Here is a 24078-nt window from a genome sequence, read left to right as displayed (position 1 = left end):
ATGCGAGGTGTTACCGTCACCGGAATGGGAATAATTTCTGCCATTGGCAGAAATCTCAAGGAGACCCATTTATCTCTTAAAAATGAAAAAGACGGAATCACTTTTCCTGAAATTCTGGCAACAAATATTAAACATTTACCGGTAGGAGAGATCAAACTGAGTAATTCTGAATTAAGCAGAATTACTGGTTTACCTAAAGATCATTCTTATACTCGAGCTGCTTTGCTCGGTGTTTTTGCGATCAAAGAATTAATGGAAAATTCAGGTTATGATCAATTTCCGGAAGATACAGGATTAATTTCCGGAACCAGTATTGGCGGGATTGATATGACCGAAAAGTACTTTCTTGATTATAAAGAAGATCCGGAAAATCGTAAATATATCCAGGCGCAACATCCGGGCTTTACTACTGAAAAAATTGCGGAATATTTTAGCCTGAACGGAATGGTCACTACTATAAGTACAGCTTGTTCTTCCTCTGCAAATGCAATCATGATGGGGGCAAAGATGATTGAATCTGGAAGATTAAAACGAGTGATCGTGGGTGGAAGTGACTGTTTGACGAAATTCACTTTAAATGGATTTAATTCTTTAAAGATTCTTTCTGAACAAAAAAGTCGCCTTTTTGATAATGCTCGTAATGGATTAAATCTGGGAGAAGCAGCAGGATATTTATTGCTGGAAGCCGAAGATTGTATTGAGAAAAAGAAAGTTTTAGGGCGTGTTTCTGGTTATGGAAACGCCAACGATGCATATCATCAAACCGCCTCTTCTGAAAATGGGGAAGGAGCTTATCAGGCTATCACCAAAGCATTAAAAAAGGCAGGTTTATCTTCGAGTGATATAGATTATATCAACGCTCATGGAACCGGAACAAGAAATAATGACCTTTCAGAAAGTGTGGCTTTAAAAAGAATTTTTGGAGATAAGGTCCCGTGTTTTAGTTCCACTAAAGGATTTACAGGACATACTTTAGGTGCTTCCGGTGCGATTGAGGCTATTTTTAGTTTACTGGCCATTCAGAATAAAGAGATTTTTTCGAACCTTAATTTTGAGAACAAAATGTCTGAAACAGCATTAGAGCCGGTAACAAAACTTCAGAATAAGAGCGTAGAGACTGTGCTATCAAATTCTTTTGGTTTTGGCGGAAATTGTACTTCTTTAATATTTCAGCGATATGGGTAAAATTTATATTAATGGAATCTCATCCATATCTCCTCAGTATGAAAATATTTTTGAAGAGGGCAGTCCCCAGGTATATAATGAAAATATACTGAAGGCATTAGAGGTAGATTACAAATCTGTCATCAAACCCATGATGCTAAGGCGCATGTCCAAAGCAGTGAAAATGGGTCTCTTCTGTTCTAAAAAAGTTTTGCTGGAAGTCGGAGTAGATATACCAGACGCTATTATAGTTGGAACAGGTCAGGGCTGTATGCAGGATACCGAAAAGTTTATGACCAATATGCTGGAATCTGGAGAAGGCCTATTAAGTCCTACTTCATTTATTCAATCTACACATAATACTGTAGCCGGCCAGATTGCGCTTAATCTCAAGTGCAAAGCTTATAATATGACGTTCACCCAAAATTCCGTTTCTTTTGAAAGCGCTTTGATAGATGCGCTGCTACAAATGGAAGATAAGAATGTAAACAATTTACTTATTGGCGGGGTGGAAGAAACTTCAGCTGAATTTACCGGTTTTCAAAAACTGGATAAACAAATCAAAGACGAAAACATTCGTAATCTTGATCTGTTTAAATCTAAAACTGAGGGAACGATCATTTCAGAATCTGCAAGCTTCTTTTCTTTAGGTACAGAACGATCAGCAACTTCATATGCCGAATTTAAAGATGTTGAGATTTTTAATTCAATCGAAATTTCAAAGCTAATCTCCAAGGTTGAAAATTTTCTGAAAAGAAATAATACGTCTGTTTCAGAAATTGACGCCGTTATTTTGGGACGAAATGGAGATGCAAGATATGATCATTATTATGATGAGCTACAGGATGGAATATTCTCAGAAAAATGTCAGATAGGATATAAACATCTCGTGGGAGATAATAATTCGGTTTCTTCCTATGCTTTCTGGCTGGCGTCTAAAATCCTGAAAGAGAATAAGATTCCGGAGATTTTTAAATTGAATACTTTAAATTGCAGTAATCCCCGCAATATTTTGATTTATAATCAATATTTGGGAAGAAACCACGGACTCATCTATTTACAAGGCTTTTGATATTTAAACTGATTAAATCCCTTTTTGCAGTTGCTACAATTGTCGCAATAGCGCTCTATTATCAGGAAATATGGCCTTTGTGGCCTATGCTATTGATCGCTTTTGCTTATATTTTTCTAATACTGGTGCTTTCAACCAACGTACAATTCAACTTTTTTGTAAAATCTTATAATCAAAATCCACATTTTCCAGAGAAAGCCGTAGCACTTAGTTTTGATGATGGTCCTGTAGAAAACACTTTGGAAATCCTTAAAATTTTAGATAGATACGAGGTTAAAGCTGCTTTTTTCTGTATTGGCCGGAATATTAAAAAACACCCTGAAATTTTCAGGGAGATTATTAAAAGAGGTCATATCGTGGGAAACCATACTTATTCCCATACCCGAAAGATGGGTTTTTTAAGAAGTAAAACTATTTTGAAGGAAATAAAGAAATGCGACGAGATCGCAGAAAAAATAGGAGGGGTTAAAATGAATCTTTTTCGACCTCCATTTGGGATCATCAATCCTAAAACCAAAAAGGCGCTTCAAAAAACAGGGCATAAGGTAATTGGCTGGAATATCCGGCCTTATGATGCTATCACCAAATCTCCCGAAAAGATTTTAGAAAGAATTATAAAAGACCTTAAAAAAGGAGACCTAATTCTGCTTCATGATAATATGCCAAATACGGCGACTATATTGGAACAGTTATTGGTTATTTTAAAACAACGTAATTTCAGCACCGTAAGAGCTGATAAATTATTTGATATCCATGCGTATAATTAAACTTTGTATTTTCTTTTTCAGCTTGAACATGCTGGCTCAAAATACTCCCCTTAATAATTCTGAAAAGCAGGCTTTTAAAGCCAGTGTTGTTGAGAAATCTAACGATATCGAAAGCTTTTCAGCAGATTTTTCCCAGATAAAACATATGAAAATGATGGAGGGTAGTTCCGAAAGTCAGGGTAAGGTTTATTATAAATCGCCAAATACCTTGAAATGGGAATATATAAAACCTTATGATTACCAACTATTATTTAAGGATTCCAAGCTTTTCATTTTAGAAGAAGGCCAGCTTTCTGAAGTAGATCTTTCCTCAAATAAACTTTTTGATAAAATGGGGGAATTGGTAGCCGGAAGCGTAAACGGCAAGATATTGATGGCCGATAAAGATTTTGATATCACGTATCATCATGCAGATTCAAATGTAAAAGCGCTTATTATTCCTAAAGATGAAAATTTAAGAGGAATGTTTAAGGAAATCTGGATTAATTTCAATCAGGAGCATATTATTAGATCAGTTAAACTTATAGATCCATCTGGTGATTATACCGAAATTTCTATGAAGAATATAAAAATTAATCAGCCTATTCCTTCCTCAGTCTTTCAAAACTAAAGTATCTTGCTCTTTCTAAATTTAATTTATGATTCTAGAAGGTTTTTATGAAGTTTCCAATACCGCTGTAGCGGGTGATACTGCTGTGACTACCTTAAAGATTAATAAGGATCATAAAATTTATAAAGGTCATTTCCCTGGAAGACCTGTTACCCCTGGAGTTGTTCTAATGCAATTGTTTAAGGAGGAAGCTGAAAGAATTTTCAATAAAAAGCTTCAACTAGTTAGAGCCGATAATGTGAAATTTACCACCGTTTTTGATCCAACTCTGGATAATGAACTTATTCTTGATTCGAATTTGACCAAAGCTGGAGAATTCATTAAACTTAAAGGAATAGCTAAGACTAAGAGTTTTATTGTTTTGAAGATCAATTCATTGTATAAAGTCTGCTAATTTATATTTCGGCTTTTAGTTTTGTATGTTATGTGGGTTTTATTCAACTCAACGGTACAAATTAGTCAGTATCTAATTCTACTTTTCTGTTATGTTCCTCTTTGAATAAATAATACTTTTGCAATAAATGATTTCAGAGTGATAAATGAGCCGATTTTTCAACGAAGATTTGAAGTTCTTAATTGCTGCGTCATTGTACCAACCTACAATAACGCACATTCTCTGGATAATTTTTTAACCGATCTTAAGCTCTACACGAACAGCATTATTATTATAAATGATGGTTCTACAGATGCCACTGCTGAGATTTTAGAACAGCATCCATACCTTCATATTAAAGTACATTCTGAAAATAGGGGTAAAGGAATAGCGCTGAAAACCGGTTTTGGTTTTGCTGAAGAATTGGGTTATGCTTATGCCGTTACAATAGATTCAGACGGGCAGCATTACCCCGACGATCTTGATGTTTTTCTTACCGAATTAGAAGCCAGGAAAGTAGATGATCCAGAATTGTTACTGGTAGGTGATAGAAATATGGGGCGTGATGGGATTCCGGGAAAAAGCAGTACAGGAAATAAATTTTCAAACTTCTGGTTTCTGGTGGTTACCGGTATAGAACTTCACGATACCCAAAGTGGATATAGATTGTATCCTGTGAAGCTTATTAATTCACTAAAATTAATTACCTGGAAATTCGAGTTGGAGATCGAAGTTCTGGTGAAAGCAGCCTGGAAAAAAGCTGAAGTGAAAAATATTCCTATTAAAGTTTTATATCCGAAAGGAGAAAGGGTAACTCATTTTAGACCATTTTGGGATATTGTAAGAATTGTCCTTTTATATATGTGGTTCGTTCTGGTGAGCTTTTTCTACATCCATCCCAGGAATAAATATCAGGATTTTAAGAACAAAGGATTTAAGAAATTCTGGAAAGAGGATATTATTAAAAACCAGGAACCAGCACACAAAAAAGCTGCGGCCATAGCTTTGGGCGTATTTGTTGGAATTTCACCATTTTGGGGTCTTCATACGTTACTGGTGTTTACGCTGGCAGCCGTTTTTAAATTAAATAAGGTTATAGCCTTCTTATTCTCGAATATAAGTATACCGCCTTTTATTCCTGTAATTATTTATGCCAGTTATCAAACAGGATCCTTAATTACCGGTAATGGGTTTGATTGGGATCTAAAACTTCAAAAATTAGAGACCGGTACCGATGTGTTTCTGGGATTGTGGCAGTATATTATGGGGAGTTTTGCACTGGCTATTGTAGTAGCAATTGCTATCTGGATTGTGTTTTATTTTTTATTTTCGGTATCTAACCAAAAACGGGTGATAAAACCTTAATGCAAAAAGCTTTACTCAATATTCATAAGTACCTGAAAAACCATAAAATTCTCGGTTTTTCAATCCTTCTTTTGTACACAATTCTTATTGGTTTCTTTGCTTGGAATATCCATCTTGAAGAAGATATCACCAAACTTATTCCCGGAGGTGAAAAACAGGAATTACTCAAAGAAATTTTGAATGAAGTTGATTTTTCTGATAAGCTGATCGTAAGTATCTCTGCGGAATCGGACGATGTTAATCCCGATTCTTTGGTGGTTTATGCGAATGAGCTTACCGAAATACTTGAAAGAGATTATTCAAATTATATTCTGGAAATTAAAGGGAAGGTTCCTGAAAAGGATATTACGCAAATCTATAATTTCGTATACACAAATCTCCCCATTTTTCTTAATGATAGAGATTATCTGGAGATTGAAAACCGCCTATATCGGGATAGTATTAATAACCGTCTGGGTTCAGGTTTCAGGCAATTAATGTCACCAACGGGCTTTGTTACGAAAGATTATTTTTTAAGTGACCCGCTGAATTTCACAAATCTTGGTCTGGCTAAACTTCAGGAATTACAGGTTGGAGATAACTTCAGTATTTATAAAAATTATCTGGTTACCAAAGACAAGAAGAATATCATTTTATTCTTGGATCCTGCTTACCCTGCTTCAGAAACTAATAAAAATGAACTATTTATTGAGTCTCTGGAAGAAACGGTAAATGCTTTAAATAATGAATATGTTTCTGTAGAAGCCAGTTATTTTGGAGGTGTATTATATTCCCTTGCGAATGCAAACCGAATAAAAAAGGATATTCAGCTTACTATGGGAATTGCCATAAGCTTACTCCTGTTGCTGTTAATTTTTTTCTATCGCAAGATTTATACGCCACTTTTATTATTTCTTCCAAGTATCCTGGCCGGGATTTCGGCAATTGCTATTCTTAGTATTACCAAAGGAAGTGTTTCAGCCATTTCACTGGGGATAGGAGCAATTTTACTGGGGGTTACTTTAGATTATGCACTACATATTTTAACTCATTATAGAAATAATAGAGATGTAGAACATCTATATCGCGATATTTCAAAACCAATTTTAATGAGCAGTGCAACTACGGCAATCGCTTTTCTATGTCTCATTTTTGTGCAAAGTGAGGCTTTAAATGATCTGGGGATCTTTGCAGCGATAAGCGTGCTTCTTTCTTCGGTTTTTGCTCTTATTTTAATTCCGTTGTTTTATAATCCTAACAGTAAATCTTCAGATAGAATTACCTTTCTTGATAAGATCGCTGCTATAGATTATTCCAGGATACGGCCTTTAGCTATTGCGATAATAGCAATTTTTGGTATTTCTCTATTCTTTTTCAATAAAGTGAAATTCAATAATGATCTTTCTAAATTGAATTATGAGCCGCCTAATGTAAAAGAACTGGAAAAAGAAATTGAAGCGCTGGCTGGAAGAACAGGGAAAAGTGTTTACATGGTGGCTTATGGAAATACGGTAGATGAAGCGCTTCAGCAGAATAATAAATTATATCAAAAACTTCAGAAATTCGAAAATGAAGGTTTAATTAATAACTTTAGCAGTATTGGCGGGGTTATCCATTCTACTACTACCCAGGGAGAAAAGATTGAAAAATGGAATTCTTTTTGGACTGATTCTAGAACTGATAGCGTACAACAGAACCTTGTGAATCTTTCTTCGGAATATGGATTTAAGCCGGAGACCTTTAATAGATTTTATTCTCAGTTAGAAACGAACTTTGAGACCATTGGTCTAAACGATTATAAGAATGCAGGTTCTCTTTATTTAGATGATTTTATTTCGAAAGGGGAAGAATTAGCTACCGTTACCAGTACTGTGAGTTTAGATGCAGATCGCGCAGATGAATTTGTATCATTTTTTGAAGGAGAACAGGGGGTATTCGCATTAGATCGCAAGGCAATGAATCAGAATTTTCTTGGGAGTTTAAAAGCAGATTTCAATAGACTTATTCTTTTTTCTGTCCTGGCGGTTTTTATCGTTTTGTTAATCTCTTATCGAAACCTCGAAATCAGCCTTTTTACCTTATTGCCAATTGCGATCACCTGGATTTGTGCACTAGGGATTATGGCTATTTTTAATATAGAATTCAATATTCTGAATATTATTATTTCCACCTTTATTTTCGGGCTGGGGCTGGACTATAGTATTTTTATTACCAACGCCTGTTTGAATGAATATGAAACAGGAGTCCGGGAATTAAAAACCTATCAAACCTCCATTCTTATTTCGGTAATTACCACATTGCTAGGAATGGGTGCGCTTATATTTGCGCAACACCCGGCCTTAAGGTCTGTTTCAATTGTTTCGATAATTGGCGTTATAACTGCTGTTTTGGTAAGTTTTGTAATTCAAAGAGCTATTTTCAGAAAACTTGTTCTGAACAGAGCTCATAACGGGAAAGCTCCTTATTACTTCAAAAAACTTCTTGATTTTAGAGGAAGGATCACACAGAATGAGAGTGAAAAATTATATCGTAAACGGGCTATTCTTGATAATTACAGGTACAAGTCGGTATATCCACTTGTAAAAAAGAAATTTAGAGAAATTAGAGAGAAAAATATAAGGCTGAGTAGATATATTGATAATGGAGAAAGTATTTCTGTGATTAATTCCGGTTTTGGAATCATTCCGCTTTTCCTTTCTTATAAGTTTGGGAACTCCAGTATTTCTGCTTTAGAAACTGATACAGAACTTTTAAACATCTCAAGAAATACTGCAAGATCTAATTCGGCAAATATTACCTTTTATAATTCCGTTGAAGAACTGAGTGAAACCAGTGTATATGTGATCTATGGAAATTATTATGATGAAAAAACTTTGAAAGAACTGATCAAAAAGAATGCTGAAAAAGTAATTTTTGTAGATTCAGACTTTCCAAACCGATGGTTACTTGACCTGAATTTCGAAATTATTTACCGTCAGAATAATATTCTGGTTTTAAGAAAAGCTGAATAAATGAGAACAAGCTTCCTGCTGATATTGATAATTTTCTTTTTTCTTGCGTCTTGCGGGGTAAAGAAGTCATTGCAGCAGCGACCTGATATTTCGGGTATTGAAAAAATAGATACTACGAGGATAAAACATAGTGAAACTTTCTACAGCTTAGGGGAAAATCAACTTTATCAAAATGAGCAGGGAATATGGGAACTTTATCTGGAAGGCGATGCGCTGGAAAGGGGAGTGGCCAACGGAAATCTTACCCGTGAGCTTATTCACCATCAGGAAATCGCTTTTATGAATAAGCTTCAGGAGATGGTGCCTTCAGAAAATTATCGCGGTTTTCTGAAATCTGTAGTATCCTGGTTCAATAGAAAGATGTATTTACATGTGCCCGAGGAGTACAAGGAAGAGATCTACGGTGTTTCCAGATACGGACTGAAACGTTACGAGGATTTTGCACCGGCTTATGTGAGAATGCTTTATTTTCATGGAGCGCATGATATTGGCCACGCATTACAGGATTTGATGCTGGTGGGCTGTACTTCCTTCGCTGCATGGGATTCTAAAACTGATGATGGCGAGCTATTACTTGGACGAAATTTTGATTTTTATGCCGGTGATGAATTTGGAGACCAGAAGATAGCTGCGTTTGTAAATCCGGATTCCGGACATAAATTTATGATGTATACCTGGGGAGGAATGATTGGTGCAGTAAGCGGAATGAATGAGAAAGGAATCACGGTTACGATTAATGCCGGGAAATCTAAAATGCCCTTAATGGCTAAAACACCAATCAGCCTGGTTGCCCGGGAAATTCTCCAGTATGCTTCCAATACGGTTGAAGCTATTGAAATTGCCAAGAAAAGAGAGGTTTTTGTTTCTGAATCTATTATGGTTGGAAGCGGTGATGAAAAGAAAGCTATATTAATAGAGGTTTCACCGTCTAATTTTGGAGTTTATGAAGTTCAAAATTCAGACCAGTTAATTTGTAGTAACCATTTTCAAAGTGATGCTTATCTAAATGATCATCGCAATTTGGAGACAATTGAAGAGAGTCATTCAAAATACCGTTTCGACAGAATGCAGGAACTGGTTTCTAATACTGAAAAGTTGAATCCTAAAAAAGCCGTGGCGGTTTTAAGAAACATGAAAGGAATCAATGATGAAGATTTAGGTTACGGCAACGAAAAGGCGATTAATCAGTTGCTGGCGCATCATGGCATTGTTTTTAAACCCGAAGAAAGAAAAGTATGGGTTTCTTCGAATCCTTATCAAATGGGAGAATTTGTTGCCTATGATCTGGATGAAGTTTTTGCAAGATTTGAGAAGAGACTTGTAGCCGAATCTGTTGCTGATGTTGAAAATAATATTCCGGAAAGTGATTTTATTGAAATGAAAGCTTTCCAGAATTATGAGGAATTTCGAAAGCTGGAAAGAGATGTAAAAGAACAACTAATAAATAAAATTTCAATTTCGGAAGAAAAAGCGCAAAGCTTGATTCAGTTAAATCCTGATTTTTGGGAAGCCTGGTATCTGGCAGGAAAGATCTATTATAGTAATGAAGATTATAAGAATGCCGTTATTCACTTCAAACAGGCAAAAAAAAGAGAGGTGACTACACGTCCCGATATTGAAATGATTGAGAAAATGATCAAAAAAAGCTATAGAAAACTTTAATATGAGTGATCATTTGTTTGAAACCCTTGAAACTATCAAGACTGAACAATGGAAATTGTTCAAAAAGCAGCTGGAATATATTTCTGAAAATTCTCCTTATTATAGAAAGTTATTTCAGGAAAAGTCTATTTCCATTGCTGAAATTAAATCTTTCGATGATCTCCGAAAATTGCCTATCACCTCTAAAGAAGATCTTCAGCGATATAATTCTGATTTTATTGCGGTTCCGAAAGATGATATTATCGATTTTGTAACAACTTCTGGAACGCTTGGAAGTCCGGTGAATTTTGCGCTAAATGATGCTGATCTGGATCGTTTGGCAGAGAATGAGTATCGTTCATTTAAACTGGCAGGAGTAAAGAAAAGTGATAAAGTACAGATCACTACTACGCTGGATAGAAGGTTTATGGCCGGTCTCGCTTACTTTCTAGGTTTAAGAAAACTTGGAGCGGGAATTATACGAACCGGGAGTGGCCTACCTCAATTACAATGGGAAAGTATCGAAAGGTTTAAACCGAATTATTTAGTGGCGGTACCTTCTTTTTTATTGAAATTGATCCAGTACGCCGAGGAAAATAATATTGATTATAAGAACTCATCTATTAAGGCGGCTGTTTGTATAGGGGAGCCACTGAGAAATCCGGATTTTGAATTGAATGCATTGGGTAGAAAAATTACCGGATTATGGGATATTGAGCTGTTTTCAACCTATGCTTCTACGGAGATGTCTACAGCTTTCACCGAATGTCCCGAACATCATGGAAATCATGTGTTAACCGATCTAATTCATGCCGAAATAGTAAATGAACAGGGAGAACAGGTAAAACCCGGTGAGATTGGTGAATTGGTGGTAACACCTTTAGGGACTCAAACTATGCCTTTATTAAGGTTTGCAACAGGTGATATGCTTACCTATCATGAGTCTAAATGTTCATGTGGTAGGAGAACTCCAAGATTAGGCTCAGTTATTGGCCGAAAGCAGCAAAAGATCAAATTGAAGGGAACGAGTTTATATCCTCAACATATTATTGAGGTATTGAATAGCTATGGTAAAATTGCATCATTTGTTATTGAAGCCCATTTAGATGAGATGGATAATGACCACCTTATAATATTTGTTCCTAACTCCTTTACTGCAATTGAAGATCTGAAAGATTACTTTAGGTCACATTTAAGTGTAACTCCCGAAATTAAAATTCTGGAATTAGAGAACCTGGTGAAACTGAAATTCCCAAAAGGAAGTAGAAAACCTCAAGTTTTTAGAGATCTTAGGTGATTTTTTACTTTATTATTTACTGAAAAAGCTATTTTACTTCCTTATTTCATCATAATTATTCAAACAATATAGGTTTAAATAAAACTCATAATGCGTTAATTATCATATATTTATGGTGATTAATGAAGAATCTAATGATACAGTTTTTTAGGAAAATTAGGCGAAAATTACTTACTGAAAGTAAATTCACTAAATATCTAATTTACGCACTTGGGGAAATTGTATTAGTGGTTATTGGGATCTTAATTGCATTACAAATTAATAACTGGAATGAGTTAGAAAAAATTAAACTCCGAGAAATAAGTCAGCTAAAAAGTATTCAGGAAGATATTATGCTAGATACCACTGATGTGAAATTTAACCTTACTTATCATAAGTTATTTTTAAAATCGGAACAGAAACTTCTCAAATATTTATTAAGTCCAAATCAAGTTCCTGAAGAGGAAATTAAATATGAAAATGCCCAGGGAATTTCCTTATTGTTGGTTTTACATGAATCTGCATTTAATAATTTGAGAAATAATAATCTCAATATAATGACCAGTCAGAAGCTTAAAAAACAAATTTCCAATCATTATGACAGCTACGCAAAATCTCTCCTCATATTTGAAAATAACTACGACCAGTTTGATAATTACCTATTGAAGCGGCCATATTTCTTAAAATATTTTCACTATAAGGATAAAATGGCTTCAAAGGAAAGTACAGAACATAATAATTCCGATTATTATAATCCTGAAATTGAAATGACAAAATTAATTCTAGCAGATACCCTAGGTCTTAAAAGTGATGAAGAATTTAAAATTGTCCTGGCAGAATGTATTTCAAACAGTAAAATTAAAATTCAATTCTATGAAAATTTTATTGTGAAAAATAAAGAATTATATAAGGCTATAGAATTAGAATTATTGAAACTGGAGAATTAATCTTACGAGTTAAAGCTTGCGATAATTGAGACCGTAGAACTGTTTTTAAATGATTATGTAGAGTAACTACACTTTTTTACAATAGATCACGATCTTCTCATCACGCATATTGGAGGTAAAGAAAATATAGTCACTGCCTCCATCTTTTATTTTGAACTTTTTTCTAATATCTTCTACCGATTCGGGGAAATTACGGGTGGTGATATTCGCTTTTTTAGACTTAAAGTGTTTCTTTAACCCTGATGGTTTATATTCTTTAATAGATGCTATTTGAAATTTTCTACCGGGGAAACCTACTAATGCTTTTGAAGTATATAAATGCGAATGCTGATGTAATTTTTTTGTTTTGGTTTTAACCGCTAATAAATCAAATAAACCACTTTTCATTATGGCTGCATTGGGCTCATATAAATAAGTTTCGGGTTCGGCTAATTCAGCGATTTGGTGTTCTGGTTCGCTTTCACTTGAAAACTTTTGAACTGAATCTTTCTCAAAATTTATAGCTTTGATTTCAGGAGTATCTTCAAAATCTTTTTCTAAGATCCATAGTAGTTCCTTGACTTCATTTCTTACCGCTACTATATGAACCTCTTTTACAAATTTCAATTCACTAAGACCTGCAGAAATATCAAGAATTGGAGAACTCTTTATCATCATAGTATTAGTATGATTAAAGAGCAATTCTAAATTTTGTGGAATATTGGGGTCACAATCTTCAAATTTAAAGACTTTCCCGCCACGATCATCCCTTCTGGCAGGATCTGCATAAATCCAGTCTAACCCTCCTTTAAATTTGCTTAGAAAAATAAGTCCGTCGCCTGTATTTACAGAAATATTATCAGCCTTGAGAGCTTTAAAATTGTGTTCGGCGATTTCAGCAAGGTCTGTATTTATTTCACAATACATGAATTCCTGAAAGTTTTTGGAAATAAAGTAAGTATCAATCCCCAAACCACCAGTTAGATCTATTCCGGTATTTCCTTTGATAAGCGAAGCTTTGTATTTTGCTGTGATTTCAGAGGAGGTCTGTTCCAGGTTAAGTTTAGGCGGATAAAGAATATTTGGATTTTGATAAAACTCAGGAAATTTCTTTTCAGCCACATTAAGCCCTTTAATTTGAATTGCCAGTTCCTGAATGCTAATAGCTTTAAATGGACTTCCTTTTAGAATAAGTGTTGGTAGATCTTTTTTCTGATGCTCTCTAATAAATTTTGAGACTTTTAGATCGAAAATTGCCTTATTCAACATAAGTTTTTAAAGGTCTCGGGTTAGCCTTTTTACAATTTTATACTCGCTTAATGATTCTTTTGCGATCACCTTAAGAGCGGTGTAAAATGGCACTGCTACTACCATTCCCGTGATTCCAAACATTAATCCCGCGATTAAAATAATAAGAAAAATTTCAAGCGGATGAGATTTTACACTTGCGCCAAATATCATGGGTTGTGAGATAAAGTTGTCTATAAGCTGGCATATTCCATAACCAAGCATTACATAAATAAGTCTCGGGAGAATAATACTGCTAAAATCGGCTCCCAGAAAGCTTGAAATTACGAATAATGCCATTAAAATTCCTGCCAGCAAAGGTCCCAGGTATGGAACCAAGTTCAAAAAGGCACAAATAAAAGCAATGGCAATAGGATTGTTAATTTCGAATACCGATAACAAGATGGTATATAGAATAAATAATACGGCAATCTGCATGGTAAGTCCCACGAAATACCGGGATAGTAAGACCTTAATTTTATTAAAAACTCTCTGGAACTTCTGCTCATCACCACGATTGGCGAAAACAAGAATACTGTTCAGCATTAATTTACTGTCTTTTAAAAAGAAGAAAGAGATAAATAAAATAGAAAAAACGGCGATTAGGGTCGCGCCAAGAATTCCGAATACATTATTTAAAAACTGGGGAATAAGGCTTACATCAAAATTACGTATAAACTCACTCCTTTTGAGACCTTCAATAATATTGATCTCTTCTACACCCAGATATTTGTTAACCTGCTGATTAAGATCATTCAAATCATTCTTAAAGGCTTCAATGTCTATTTGCCCCAGATATTTGCTCTGTTCAATTACAATTGGAACAAAAACAAAAATAATACCCACAAAAATGGCTAGTACAAGTATTAAAACCGTAATAACCGCAAGCTGATTGGGCAGCCGTAGTTTATTCCGAAGAAAAATTACAATGGGTCTGCCAACAAGTGCGATTACCCCGGCTACAGCGATATAAACGATCACTGATTGAATTTCCCATAAGAAATAGAGCAAAAGCAAGATACCTATCATGATACCTATAGCCCTTAGTATTCCATTTGCAAATTCTTTTCCTTTCACAGCGTAAATATATTATTTCTTATGAAACTTGTTGAATGCTTTGGTGATTTCATATAACGCAATTCCAACAGACTGTGCCACATTCATACTACTGTTTTCGCCAAACATTTCAATATGATACAGTTCATCACAAAGGTTTAATACTTCAGCGCTAATGCCATGTCGTTCATTTCCAGCAATAAGCACTAATTTTTCATCCTCGTTCAAACTGAAACTTCCTATTGGATTGCTGGAAGAAGTGATTTCTATGGCAATATTCTTATAGCCTTCGGTTTTTAGGTTTTTAATAGTCTTTACTGAATCTTCAAAGAATTCAAATTGTACCGTTTTAAAGGTGTTTCTGGCCGTACGCTTAAGCCTGTTACTTTGCAGATTAGGTTCACTGCCACAGAAAACAATTTTTTCAACCCCAAAAGCATCTGCCAGTCGAAACATACTTCCCAGGTTGGCTTCACTGGTGATATTATCGAGTAAAAGAATGATCGGGAATTTTCTTTTTTGAAATGAAGTTTCTTGATGTGTAAGTTGATCTATCAATTTTCAAAAGCGTATTTAATAATATTTGCGCCCATTCTCAAAGCTTTTTGGCGAACTTCCTCGGGGTCATTATGAACTTCCGCACTTTCCCATCCGTCTCCAAGATCGCTTTCCAGAGTAAAGAGTAAAACAAGTCTATTATTTTCAAAAATTCCAAAGGCCTGAGGACGCTGTGCATCATGCTCGTGAATTTTTGGGAGTCCGTTTGGAAAGCTATAAGCTGAAGAAAAAATAGGGTGATTCGCAGGAATTTCAGAAAGTTCCTTTTCCGGGAACAATTTTTTAATCTCTTTTCTTACATATTCATTCATTCCGTAATTATCATCAATATGAAGAAATCCGCCACTTAAAAGATAATTTCTAAGATTTTCTAGTTCGGCTTCGCTAAAAACTACATTTCCATGCCCCGTCATGTGTACAAATGGAAATTGAAAAATATCTGTACTGCCGGGTTCCACAGTTTCCGGCTTGGGATCTATGCTGGTATTGATATTCGAATTACAGAAATTAATTAAATTAGGTAGGGCAGTGGGATTAGAATACCAGTCACCCCCGCCATTATATTTTAATACTGCTATTTCCTGAGTATTTCCTATGCTGAAAATTCCCAGACTTAAAATGATCATTAGAATTTTAAGTTTCGGCATTCTTATTTTTTCTGATTTATAAGCGCAACGCTATGGCAGGCAACTATCGCGGCCGTTTCAGTGCGTAGACGACTATCTCCCAAACTTACGGCATTCCAGCCTTTATTTATAGCTTTTTCAATCTCTTCTTTGCTGAAGTCGCCTTCAGGCCCAATTAAAATATTGATATTTTCGCCTGGAATAATTTCATTTTGAAGATAATTTTTCCCTGTTTCCTCCTCGCAATGTGCAATATATTTTGAACCTTCAATTTCTGTAGCAATGAAATCTGAAAAATTTATGGGATCGTTCAATTTAGGCATTCGGTAATGCAATGATTGCTTCATGGCGCTTTGTAAAACTCGTTCAAACCGGTTTAATTTCACCACTTTTCTTTCGCTATGATCGCAGATAATTGGCGTGATCTCATGGACTCCAATTTCCATCGCCTTTTCCAGAAACCATTCATACCTGTCGTTCATTTTTGTTGGCGCCACGATCATATGCACATAATAGGGTGGAGCCGGTTGTTTTTCTACTGAAATCACCTTGGCAAGACATTGCTTAATATCTGCTTTAATGATCTCAGCATTGATCAAAAGTCCGTTCCCGTTGGTGATATTTAGAATATCACCTTCAGATTTTCTAAGCACTTTTACAATATGCTTGCTTTCGTCCTTTGGAAAAATGATCTGTTTATCTTTTTCAGAAATTTCAGGATTATAGAATAACTGCATATTAAAATTTATATCTGGATTGTGCGGTTACAGAAAAATCTGCGAAATCCTTTTTCAGGTATTTGTGATATCCTGCGATCCCGATCATTGCTGCGTTATCTGTAGTATATTCAAATTTTGGAACAAAGCATTTCCATCCCCATTTTTGTTCAGCATCTTTTAGCGCCTGTCTAATACCGCTATTGGCAGAAACACCTCCGGCGATGGCAACCTGGGTTATACCGGTTTCTTTTACCGCCTTTTTCAGCTTATCAATAAGAATCCCGATAATTGTATATTGAATAGACGCACAAATGTCCTTTAGATTTTTTTCTACGAATTCAGGATCATTTTTAGTCTCCCTTTGCACAAAATAGAGCACCGCAGTTTTAAATCCGCTAAAGCTGAAATTCAACCCATCCACTTTAGGTTTTGGAAATTTGAAAGCTTTTGGATCACCTTCCTGGGCATATTTATCTATTAAAGGTCCGCCAGGATAAGGGAGACCTAATATTTTTGCGCTCTTATCAAAAGCTTCTCCAACAGCATCATCAATGGTTTCACCAATAACTTCCATCTTGAAATAGTCTGTAACTTTCACGATTTGTGTGTGACCACCGCTTATAGTCATTGCTAAAAATGGAAATGTAGGTTTTTCAAAATCATCTTCTTCAATGAAGTGCGCTAAAATATGGGCTTGCATATGATTTATCTCAATAAGAGGAATATTTAACCCCATAGAAAGTGACTTGGCGAATGAAGTTCCTACCAGGAGCGAACCCATCAATCCCGGACCTCTTGTAAAAGCGATTGCAGAAACATCTTTTTTATCGATATTTGCCTTCGCTAATGCCTGATGAATCACGGGAACGATATTTTGTTGATGCGCTCTGGAGGCAAGTTCAGGAACCACACCTCCATATTGTTCATGTACTTTTTGAGTCGCAACAATATTAGACAGGATTTTTCCGTTGCAAAGTACAGCAGCAGCTGTATCATCACAAGAAGATTCAATGGCGAGAATGTTTATTTTTTGGTCTGACATCAGAAATTATTGGTCATAGAAGTTGTAAATTAGTCGCAAAGTTAAAACATAATAACGTATCAAAAAACTCTGGAAAATACTAACTAAAACGCTGGTTGCTCTCGTTTTGTTATTCATTATTTTATTGATAGTATTTTCTATCCCTGCTGTACAGACATCTGTAGCTAAAAGGCTTACCGATTCCGTTCGTGAAAAGAACGATGTAAATATTTCAATTGGAAGAGTCTCACTTAGTTATTTCGGGGATATTAAGCTCAATGAAATATATGTGGAAGATCATCATGAAGATACGTTATTAACCGCAAAAGAGATTCGTTCTTCTATTATTAGCTTCACAAATCTTATCAATAATTCTCCAAATCTTGGGGATACCCGTATTGATGGTCTTCATATGCAAATGCGCAGATATAAAAATGAAGACCGTGATAATCTTGGGGTTCTTATTGAAAAATTAAGGAAGGAACCTACTGGTGATTCTACCCATTTTGAATTGAATGCAAATAATGTTCAAATTCTAAATAGCAGATATAGCTATATTGATGAAAATCTGGATAAACAGGATGTTCTTATTGTGGATAGTCTAAGTATTTACGCGAATGAGCTTCAAATAGATGATGAAAATATCAATATAGATATTGGTAGTTTAAAGGGCTATGAACACCGCGGAATTGAGATAGACAATCTGTCTACCCAGTTCCATTATGACCCGAACAAGATGAATTTGGTGGACATGAAGCTTCAAACCCCAAGTTCTCAAATAGATGCAGACCTATATTTTAATTATGATCTATCAGATTTTTCAGATTTTGAGAATTTAGTTCAGGTAGAAGCAAATTTCAGGGAAAGTATTCTTTCCAGTAACGATCTGCAGGCTTTTTATGATGGTTTTGGTGATGATCAATTATTGCAATTTGAAACGAAACTTACCGGGACTCTTAACGATTTTAATCTTGATGATTTTAGACTGAAAGGATTGGACAGGACTGAGATTTACGGTAATTTTCAGGTAAAAGGTTCTTTCTCAAAAGAACCCGGCAGCTTTAGTTTAGATGGGCGTTTTTCAGATTTTAATACCAATTATTATGATATGGTTAATTTTCTTCCAGGTCCATTATTGGGGAAATTACCAGAATCACTCCGGGATTTCGGAAGCGTTAATTTAAAAGGGAATACCCTGGTTACCAATTCGTCGCTGGATGCAGATGTAATTTTAAGCAGTCAGTTAGGTTCTGCCAATGCAGATTTCGTTTTGCGTAATTATAATAGTTCTTCAGCTTCTACATATAAGGGAAAATTGATTTTTAAAGATTTCAATATTGGTAAATTGATTAGTAATGAGCAATTGGGAAAAACCAGTTTTAATCTAGATTTCGATGGCGGAGGTTTCACACGTGAAGATCTAAATACACAACTTAAAGGAGCAATCTCCAGATTCACATATAATAATTATACCTACAAAAACATTAGAGTGATCGGGAATCTTCGGAATCCATTGTTTAACGGATACTTTGTTTCCGATGACCCTAATCTTCAAATGGAATTTAATGGTTTGATAGATGTTTCAGACGATATTAATGTGTATGATTTTGAAGCTTCCGTAGAGTATGCAGATCTAAATACCCTGAATTTTGTTAACAGAGATAGTATTTCAGTTTTCAAAGGGGATGTGATCATGAATATGAAGGGAACCAATATAGATAATGCTTTTGGGGATATTATGCTTCTTAATACATCGTATAAAAACCAAAACAATCTCTATTATTTTGATGATCTTAGTGTTTCTTCAAGCTTTGAAGGACCTGTTAGAACGATTACCATTAATTCCCCGGATGTTATAAACGGGGAAGTTAAGGGTGTTTTTAATTTGAATGAAGTAGGTTCTCTGGTAGAAAATTCCATTGGTAGTATATACACTAATTATAAGGCGAAAACCATCACCACAAATCAGTATATGGAATTCGATTTCGATATCTATAATCAGATCGTTGAAGTGTTTTATCCTGAGATTGAACTTGCTCCAAATACATTTATAAGAGGTAGAGTAGAGTCTGATGAATCAGAATTTAGATTAACTTTTAAATCGCCGAGGATAGACATTTTCGACAATATGATAGAACAAATCAACCTGCAGGTTGATAATACAAATCCAATTTATAATACCTTTTTTGAAGCCGACAGTGTAGCAACCGATTTTTATAATTTTTCCGAATTTAGTTTTATTAATGTAACCCAGAGAGATACTCTTTTTATTCGATCTGAATTTAAGGGAGGGAACAAAAATGATGATGAGTTTAATCTAAACCTTTTTCATACCATCAATGAGAATAATAAATCTGTAGTAGGAATTCAACAATCAGATTTTAAATTCAAGGAAAATGTTTGGTATTTAAATGAAGATAATAACCGTAATAATAAAATCGTATTCGATAATAACTTCAGGGACTTGCAAATAGATTCTCTGGTTATGAGCCATCAAAATGAAGAAATTCGATTAAGTGGCAATATGCGGGATTCTACCTATAAAAATTTCAAAATGAAATTTCAAAATGTAGATATCGCCAAGATCACTCCTGAAATAGATAGCTTAGATTTAGCCGGAACATTAAATGGCGATCTTGACCTGCTTCAGGAGGATGGCGCATATTTTCCCAATACAAATTTAAAAATCGACTCCTTAGCGGTAAACGATACTTTCATGGGAAATCTTCTGATGGACGTAAAAGGGAATACAGATCTCACCAATTATTCAGTATACGCTGTTCTTCAAAAACAAGGCCTGGAGTCGCTCTCTGCAGTAGGGGGTATAGATGTTAGTGGAAATGAACCTTCCATAGACCTGGAGGTGAATCTAAATAGACTGAATCTTTCCATTTTTACGGCATTAGGAGCAGATGTTCTTACAGATATTAGGGGTTTTGCTTCGGGAAGGGCTTTTGTTAGCGGGAACTATAAAAATCCCGATTTTTCCGGTAGTTTAAGATTAAATAAGGCAGGACTTCTAATTCCTTATTTAAATATTGATATAGATTTTCAGGATCAGGCCAGAGTTAATTTAACCAAGCAGCAATTTGTATTTGATAATATAGATATTGTAGATACAAAGTACAATACCCAGGGTGTTTTAGACGGGACTATATCCCATCGGAATTTCTCTGAATGGTTTCTTGACTTAACTCTGAATTCAGACAGAATGCTGGTTCTTGATACCGAATCGGACGAAGATGCATTGTATTATGGAACTGCATTTATTGATGGCGAGGCAACTATAAAAGGCCCTACAGATCAATTGGTAATTGATGTAAATGCAGCAACTGAAAGGGGAACGGTTTTTAAAATTCCTTTAAGTGATACTGAATCTGTTGGAGATAATTCATTTATAAGATTTTTAAGTCCTGAAGAAAAAGCAGCAAGATTAGCCGGGGAAGAATTGGAACTGCCTGAGGTAAAAGGCATAGAGATGATCTTTGATCTTGACATCACCAATGATGCTGAAGTTGAAGTAGTAGTAGATAAAACTAGTGGTAGTACATTAAGAGGTCGTGGTTCCGGAAACTTATTGCTGGAAATAAATACCAATGGTAAGTTTAATATGTGGGGGGATTTTATTGTTTATGAGGGAGTTTATAATTTCAAATATGCCGGCCTGGTTCAAAAAGTGTTTACTGTGGAATCTGGAGGAAGTATAAACTGGGATGGAGATCCTACAGATGCTCAATTAGATGTTAGCGCCGTTTATTCACTGAATGCAAACCCCGCAGTACTATTAGAAAACCCTTCGGTGAACCGAAAAATTCCTGTAGATGTTGTAATTAATCTTCAGGGTGAAATTGCGCAGCCTGATATTGGTTTTGAAATAGATTTTCCAAGTGCCAGTTCAACGGTAAAATCTGAATTGCAATATAGAATTGATGATAGAGCAACCACTGAATTACAGGCTTTATTTTTGGTAACTCAGGGAACTTTCTATAGTGAATTCGGTTTGCGAGGTGCAGCGATCTATGGAACCCTGGCTGAACGGGCTTCCAGTATTGTTAATGATATTTTTGCTGATGATGATGGTAAATTTCAGGTAGGTGTGAACTACGTTCAGGGTGATCGTACTCCAGATCAGCAAACAGTAGATAGATTTGGACTTACGCTTTCTACTCAAATTTCAGACCGCGTGATCATTAATGGTCAGGTTGGGGTTCCTATTGGTGGGGTTACCGAATCTGTGATTATTGGTGATCTTGAAATAGAATTTTTACTGAATGAAGAAGGAACACTTCGTGCGAAGGTTTTCAACAGGGAGAATAATATTCAGTTTATTGGAGAAGAAATAGGGTTTACACAGGGGGTAGGTTTATCTTATAATGTAGATTTTGATACTTTTAAAGAGTTAATTAGAAAAATAGCTAACAAAGAAATTGAAGAGTCTGCCACCGAAGAAGATAGAAAAGAGTCTGCAAAATCTCTTGCTCCAGATTATATAAATTTCCCTACTTCAGACCAGAATTAAAGCTTTAATATTTAGTTAATTTGTTTATCCACAAAGTATCATAAACGTCATTCTGTCCCGATAACTATCGGGATTGTTTCAGAATCTCATAAAACTACGAATCAGTAAACTAACTTGAGAACCTGAAATAAATTCAGGGTGACGAAACAACTATTCAAAAAAAGCAGATATACAAATTAGTTAATCTCCAATTTAGCCAACAATGTAATTTTGTAGGAAATAGTACTATTTACTGGATTCTTGAAATTTAGTTTGTAGATTTAAATTTCAATTTAATTTTTATGAGTAAGAAAGTAAAACGCATTGGAGTAATGACTTCAGGAGGCGATTCACCCGGGATGAATGCAGCGATAAGAGCAGTTGTGCGAACATGTGCCTATTATCATACAGATTGTGTTGGGTATTATAGAGGTTTTCAGGGGATGATTAATGGGGAATCCACAAATATGAACGCGCGGAGTGTCCGCAACCTGGTAAACCAGGGTGGAACTATTTTGCAGTCTGCCCGTTCAAAAGAGTTTCTTACCGAAGAAGGCAGAGCCAAAGCTGCAAAGAATTTAAAAGAAGCTGAAGTTGATGCGATGATCTTAATTGGCGGTGATGGTACTTTTCGTGGCGGTCAGATTTTTAGCCAGGAACATGGAATCCCGGTAATTGGAGTTCCCGGAACTATCGATAATGATATCTATGGAACTCATTATACTATAGGCTATGATACGGCTCTCAACACCGTAGTGGAGGCCATAGATAAGATACGTGATACTGCAAGTTCTCACAATAGGTTGTTCTTTGTAGAAGTTATGGGTCGTGATGCCGGTTTTATTGCCCTTAATAGCGGAATTGGTGCCGGAGCTGAAGAAATTCTTATTCCTGAGGAAGATCTTGGGTTAGAACGATTGTTAGATTCTTTGGAAAGAAGTAGAAGAGCAGGGAAAACGTCAAGTATCGTTGTTGTTTCAGAAGGAGATAAGATTGGTAAGAATGTATTTCAGCTTGCTGAATATGTAAAGAAAAATCTTCCGTTCTACGATGCTCGTGTGACAGTTTTAGGACATATTCAAAGAGGAGGAAGGCCTAGTTGTTTTGATCGTGTACTGGCAAGCAGGCTTTCTGTAAAAGCTGTGGAGTTGTTATTAGATGGCAAAAGAGATCTAATGGTGGGAATGCTCAATAATGAAATAGAGTCCTGCAGTTTAGACCAGGCACTAAAAGGAAAACATAATATTAATAAAGACCTTTTAAGAATATCTGAAATCTTATCTACTTAATACGTAAGAAGTCATAAATAGATTTTAAGTAAAAAATTATTAGTGTTCCGAAGCCTTGGGAACACTTACCTATAAAATTTAATTAATGAAAACAATAGCAATTATTGCTCACGATGGTAAAAAACCGGAAATGGTTCAATTTCTGAATGAGAACAGGAGTACTCTCAACTCCAAACAGCTAAAAATTATTGCCACCGGTACTACCGGTTCAAAAACTGAAGCTGCCGGTTATGAAGTGGAAAAACTACTTTCGGGGCCATTGGGAGGTGATGCCCAAATAGCTGCACGTATCGCTGAAGGTTTAGTAGATATGGTGATTTTCTTCAGGGATCCGCTGGATAAACACCCTCATGAACCAGATATCTTTATGCTAATGCGTTTATGTGACGTGCATAATGTTCCTTTGGCAACTAATCCCGCAACTGCCAGGTTACTAATTAAAGGCCTGGAATAATTAAAATTTTACGGCTATAGCGCTAATTTCAACATTTACGAATTTTGGAAGATTTGCTACTTCCACAGTTTCTCTTGCCGGCGCATTTTCAGATTTAAAGTAACGTGAGTAAACCTCATTTATCTTTCCGAAATTATTCATATCACTAATGAAAATTGAGGTTTTCACCACATGATCCAGATCAAGTCCAGCTTCTGCTAAAATCGCTTTGAGGTTTTCCAACACCTGAACTGTTTCAGTTTCCAGATCATCGATTTTTAGATCCCCGGTTTCCGGATTTAAGGCGATTTGTCCCGAGATATACAGCGTGTTTCCAGCAAATATTGCCTGGTTGTAAGGTCCGATTGGTGCCGGAGCGTTTTTAGTTTGGATGATTTTTTTCATTT

The 24078-nt window shown here is 35.5% G+C and carries 20 protein-coding genes; 13 read left to right on the top strand and 7 right to left on the bottom strand.

Going from position 1 to position 24078, the window contains the following annotated elements:
- The 10 genes from GFO_RS07800 (at position 1) to GFO_RS07755 (ending at position 12205) form a co-directional block, all read left to right on the top strand.
- Positions 1 to 1185 (top strand): beta-ketoacyl-[acyl-carrier-protein] synthase family protein, encoded by a 1185-nt coding sequence (locus tag GFO_RS07800; protein WP_011709541.1) that lies wholly within the window; start codon positions 1 to 3, stop codon positions 1183 to 1185.
- The gene (locus GFO_RS07795) at positions 1178 to 2236 is read left to right on the top strand and encodes a beta-ketoacyl synthase chain length factor (RefSeq protein ID WP_011709540.1); all 1059 of its coding nucleotides are present in this window, start codon (positions 1178 to 1180) and stop codon (positions 2234 to 2236) included. Before GFO_RS07800 ends, GFO_RS07795 begins: the two co-directional genes overlap by 8 nt.
- Positions 2233 to 3003: a polysaccharide deacetylase family protein gene (locus GFO_RS07790; RefSeq protein WP_011709539.1), complete on the top strand. Its 771-nt coding sequence runs from the start codon at positions 2233 to 2235 to the stop codon at positions 3001 to 3003. The genes GFO_RS07795 and GFO_RS07790 overlap by 4 nt, the downstream gene beginning before the upstream one ends.
- The gene (lolA2, locus tag GFO_RS07785; protein WP_011709538.1) at positions 2990 to 3613 is read left to right on the top strand and encodes a flexirubin biosynthesis/transport protein LolA2; all 624 of its coding nucleotides are present in this window, start codon (positions 2990 to 2992) and stop codon (positions 3611 to 3613) included. Before GFO_RS07790 ends, lolA2 begins: the two co-directional genes overlap by 14 nt.
- Positions 3614 to 3641: 28 nt before the next feature.
- Positions 3642 to 4007, top strand: coding sequence for an ApeI family dehydratase (locus tag GFO_RS07780; RefSeq protein WP_011709537.1), 366 nt, complete (start codon positions 3642 to 3644; stop codon positions 4005 to 4007).
- 138 nt (positions 4008 to 4145) lie between these two features.
- Positions 4146 to 5351: a DUF2062 domain-containing protein gene (locus GFO_RS07775; RefSeq protein WP_011709536.1), complete on the top strand. Its 1206-nt coding sequence runs from the start codon at positions 4146 to 4148 to the stop codon at positions 5349 to 5351.
- Positions 5351 to 8341, top strand: coding sequence for an MMPL family transporter (locus GFO_RS07770; RefSeq protein ID WP_011709535.1), 2991 nt, complete (start codon positions 5351 to 5353; stop codon positions 8339 to 8341). Before GFO_RS07775 ends, GFO_RS07770 begins: the two co-directional genes overlap by 1 nt.
- Complete coding sequence (locus tag GFO_RS07765; RefSeq protein ID WP_011709534.1) at positions 8342 to 10003, top strand: acyl-CoA--6-aminopenicillanic acid acyl-transferase; 1662 nt, start codon at positions 8342 to 8344, stop codon at positions 10001 to 10003. It abuts the gene before it with no gap.
- A 1-nt stretch (position 10004) separates the two neighbouring features.
- Entirely contained in the window at positions 10005 to 11279 is a 1275-nt protein-coding gene (flxY, locus tag GFO_RS07760) for a flexirubin biosynthesis putative acyl-CoA ligase FlxY (protein WP_011709533.1), read from the top strand.
- Between the two features lie 134 nt (positions 11280 to 11413).
- On the top strand, positions 11414 to 12205 hold the full coding sequence (locus tag GFO_RS07755) for a DUF6090 family protein (RefSeq protein ID WP_041250059.1): 792 nt from the start codon (positions 11414 to 11416) through the stop codon (positions 12203 to 12205).
- Between the two features lie 66 nt (positions 12206 to 12271).
- Here GFO_RS07755 and GFO_RS07750 read toward each other — a convergent pair whose 3' ends face one another.
- The 6 genes from GFO_RS07750 to tsaD are packed head-to-tail and all read right to left on the bottom strand — an operon-like array spanning position 12272 to position 17472.
- Positions 12272 to 13453, bottom strand: coding sequence for a THUMP-like domain-containing protein (locus tag GFO_RS07750; RefSeq protein WP_011709531.1), 1182 nt, complete (start codon positions 13451 to 13453; stop codon positions 12272 to 12274).
- Positions 13454 to 13459: 6 nt separating this feature from the next.
- On the bottom strand, positions 13460 to 14548 hold the full coding sequence (locus tag GFO_RS07745; protein WP_011709530.1) for an AI-2E family transporter: 1089 nt from the start codon (positions 14546 to 14548) through the stop codon (positions 13460 to 13462).
- Positions 14549 to 14560: 12 nt separating this feature from the next.
- Positions 14561 to 15085 (bottom strand): TrmH family RNA methyltransferase, encoded by a 525-nt coding sequence (locus GFO_RS07740; protein ID WP_011709529.1) that lies wholly within the window; start codon positions 15083 to 15085, stop codon positions 14561 to 14563.
- A complete protein-coding gene (locus GFO_RS07735; protein WP_011709528.1) occupies positions 15082 to 15732 on the bottom strand; it encodes a DUF4159 domain-containing protein in 651 nt (216 codons plus the stop codon). The genes GFO_RS07740 and GFO_RS07735 overlap by 4 nt, the downstream gene beginning before the upstream one ends.
- Positions 15733 to 15734: 2 nt before the next feature.
- The gene (locus GFO_RS07730; protein ID WP_011709527.1) at positions 15735 to 16448 is read right to left on the bottom strand and encodes a 16S rRNA (uracil(1498)-N(3))-methyltransferase; all 714 of its coding nucleotides are present in this window, start codon (positions 16446 to 16448) and stop codon (positions 15735 to 15737) included.
- A 1-nt stretch (position 16449) separates the two neighbouring features.
- Entirely contained in the window at positions 16450 to 17472 is a 1023-nt protein-coding gene (gene tsaD, locus GFO_RS07725) for a tRNA (adenosine(37)-N6)-threonylcarbamoyltransferase complex transferase subunit TsaD (protein ID WP_011709526.1), read from the bottom strand.
- A gap of 124 nt (positions 17473 to 17596) precedes the next feature.
- Between tsaD and GFO_RS07720 the strand changes: the two genes are divergently transcribed.
- The 3 genes from GFO_RS07720 to GFO_RS07710 all read left to right on the top strand — a co-directional run bounded on the left by GFO_RS07720 (position 17597) and on the right by GFO_RS07710 (position 23692).
- Positions 17597 to 21970 carry a translocation/assembly module TamB domain-containing protein gene (locus GFO_RS07720; protein ID WP_229664785.1) on the top strand — a complete coding sequence of 1458 codons (4374 nt, stop codon included), beginning with the start codon at positions 17597 to 17599 and terminating at the stop codon, positions 21968 to 21970.
- A 281-nt stretch (positions 21971 to 22251) separates the two neighbouring features.
- Positions 22252 to 23238 carry a 6-phosphofructokinase gene (gene pfkA, locus GFO_RS07715; protein ID WP_011709524.1) on the top strand — a complete coding sequence of 329 codons (987 nt, stop codon included), beginning with the start codon at positions 22252 to 22254 and terminating at the stop codon, positions 23236 to 23238.
- 85 nt (positions 23239 to 23323) lie between these two features.
- Positions 23324 to 23692: a methylglyoxal synthase gene (locus tag GFO_RS07710; protein ID WP_011709523.1), complete on the top strand. Its 369-nt coding sequence runs from the start codon at positions 23324 to 23326 to the stop codon at positions 23690 to 23692.
- Here the strand turns inward: GFO_RS07710 and GFO_RS07705 are convergent, their stop codons facing one another.
- Complete coding sequence (locus GFO_RS07705; RefSeq protein WP_011709522.1) at positions 23693 to 24076, bottom strand: RidA family protein; 384 nt, start codon at positions 24074 to 24076, stop codon at positions 23693 to 23695.
- Between the last annotated feature and the right edge of the window lie 2 nt (positions 24077 to 24078).

This window comes from Christiangramia forsetii KT0803 (assembly GCF_000060345.1).
GTDB lineage: Bacteria > Bacteroidota > Bacteroidia > Flavobacteriales > Flavobacteriaceae > Christiangramia > Christiangramia forsetii.
This window is presented reverse-complemented; position numbering and strand designations above follow the sequence as displayed.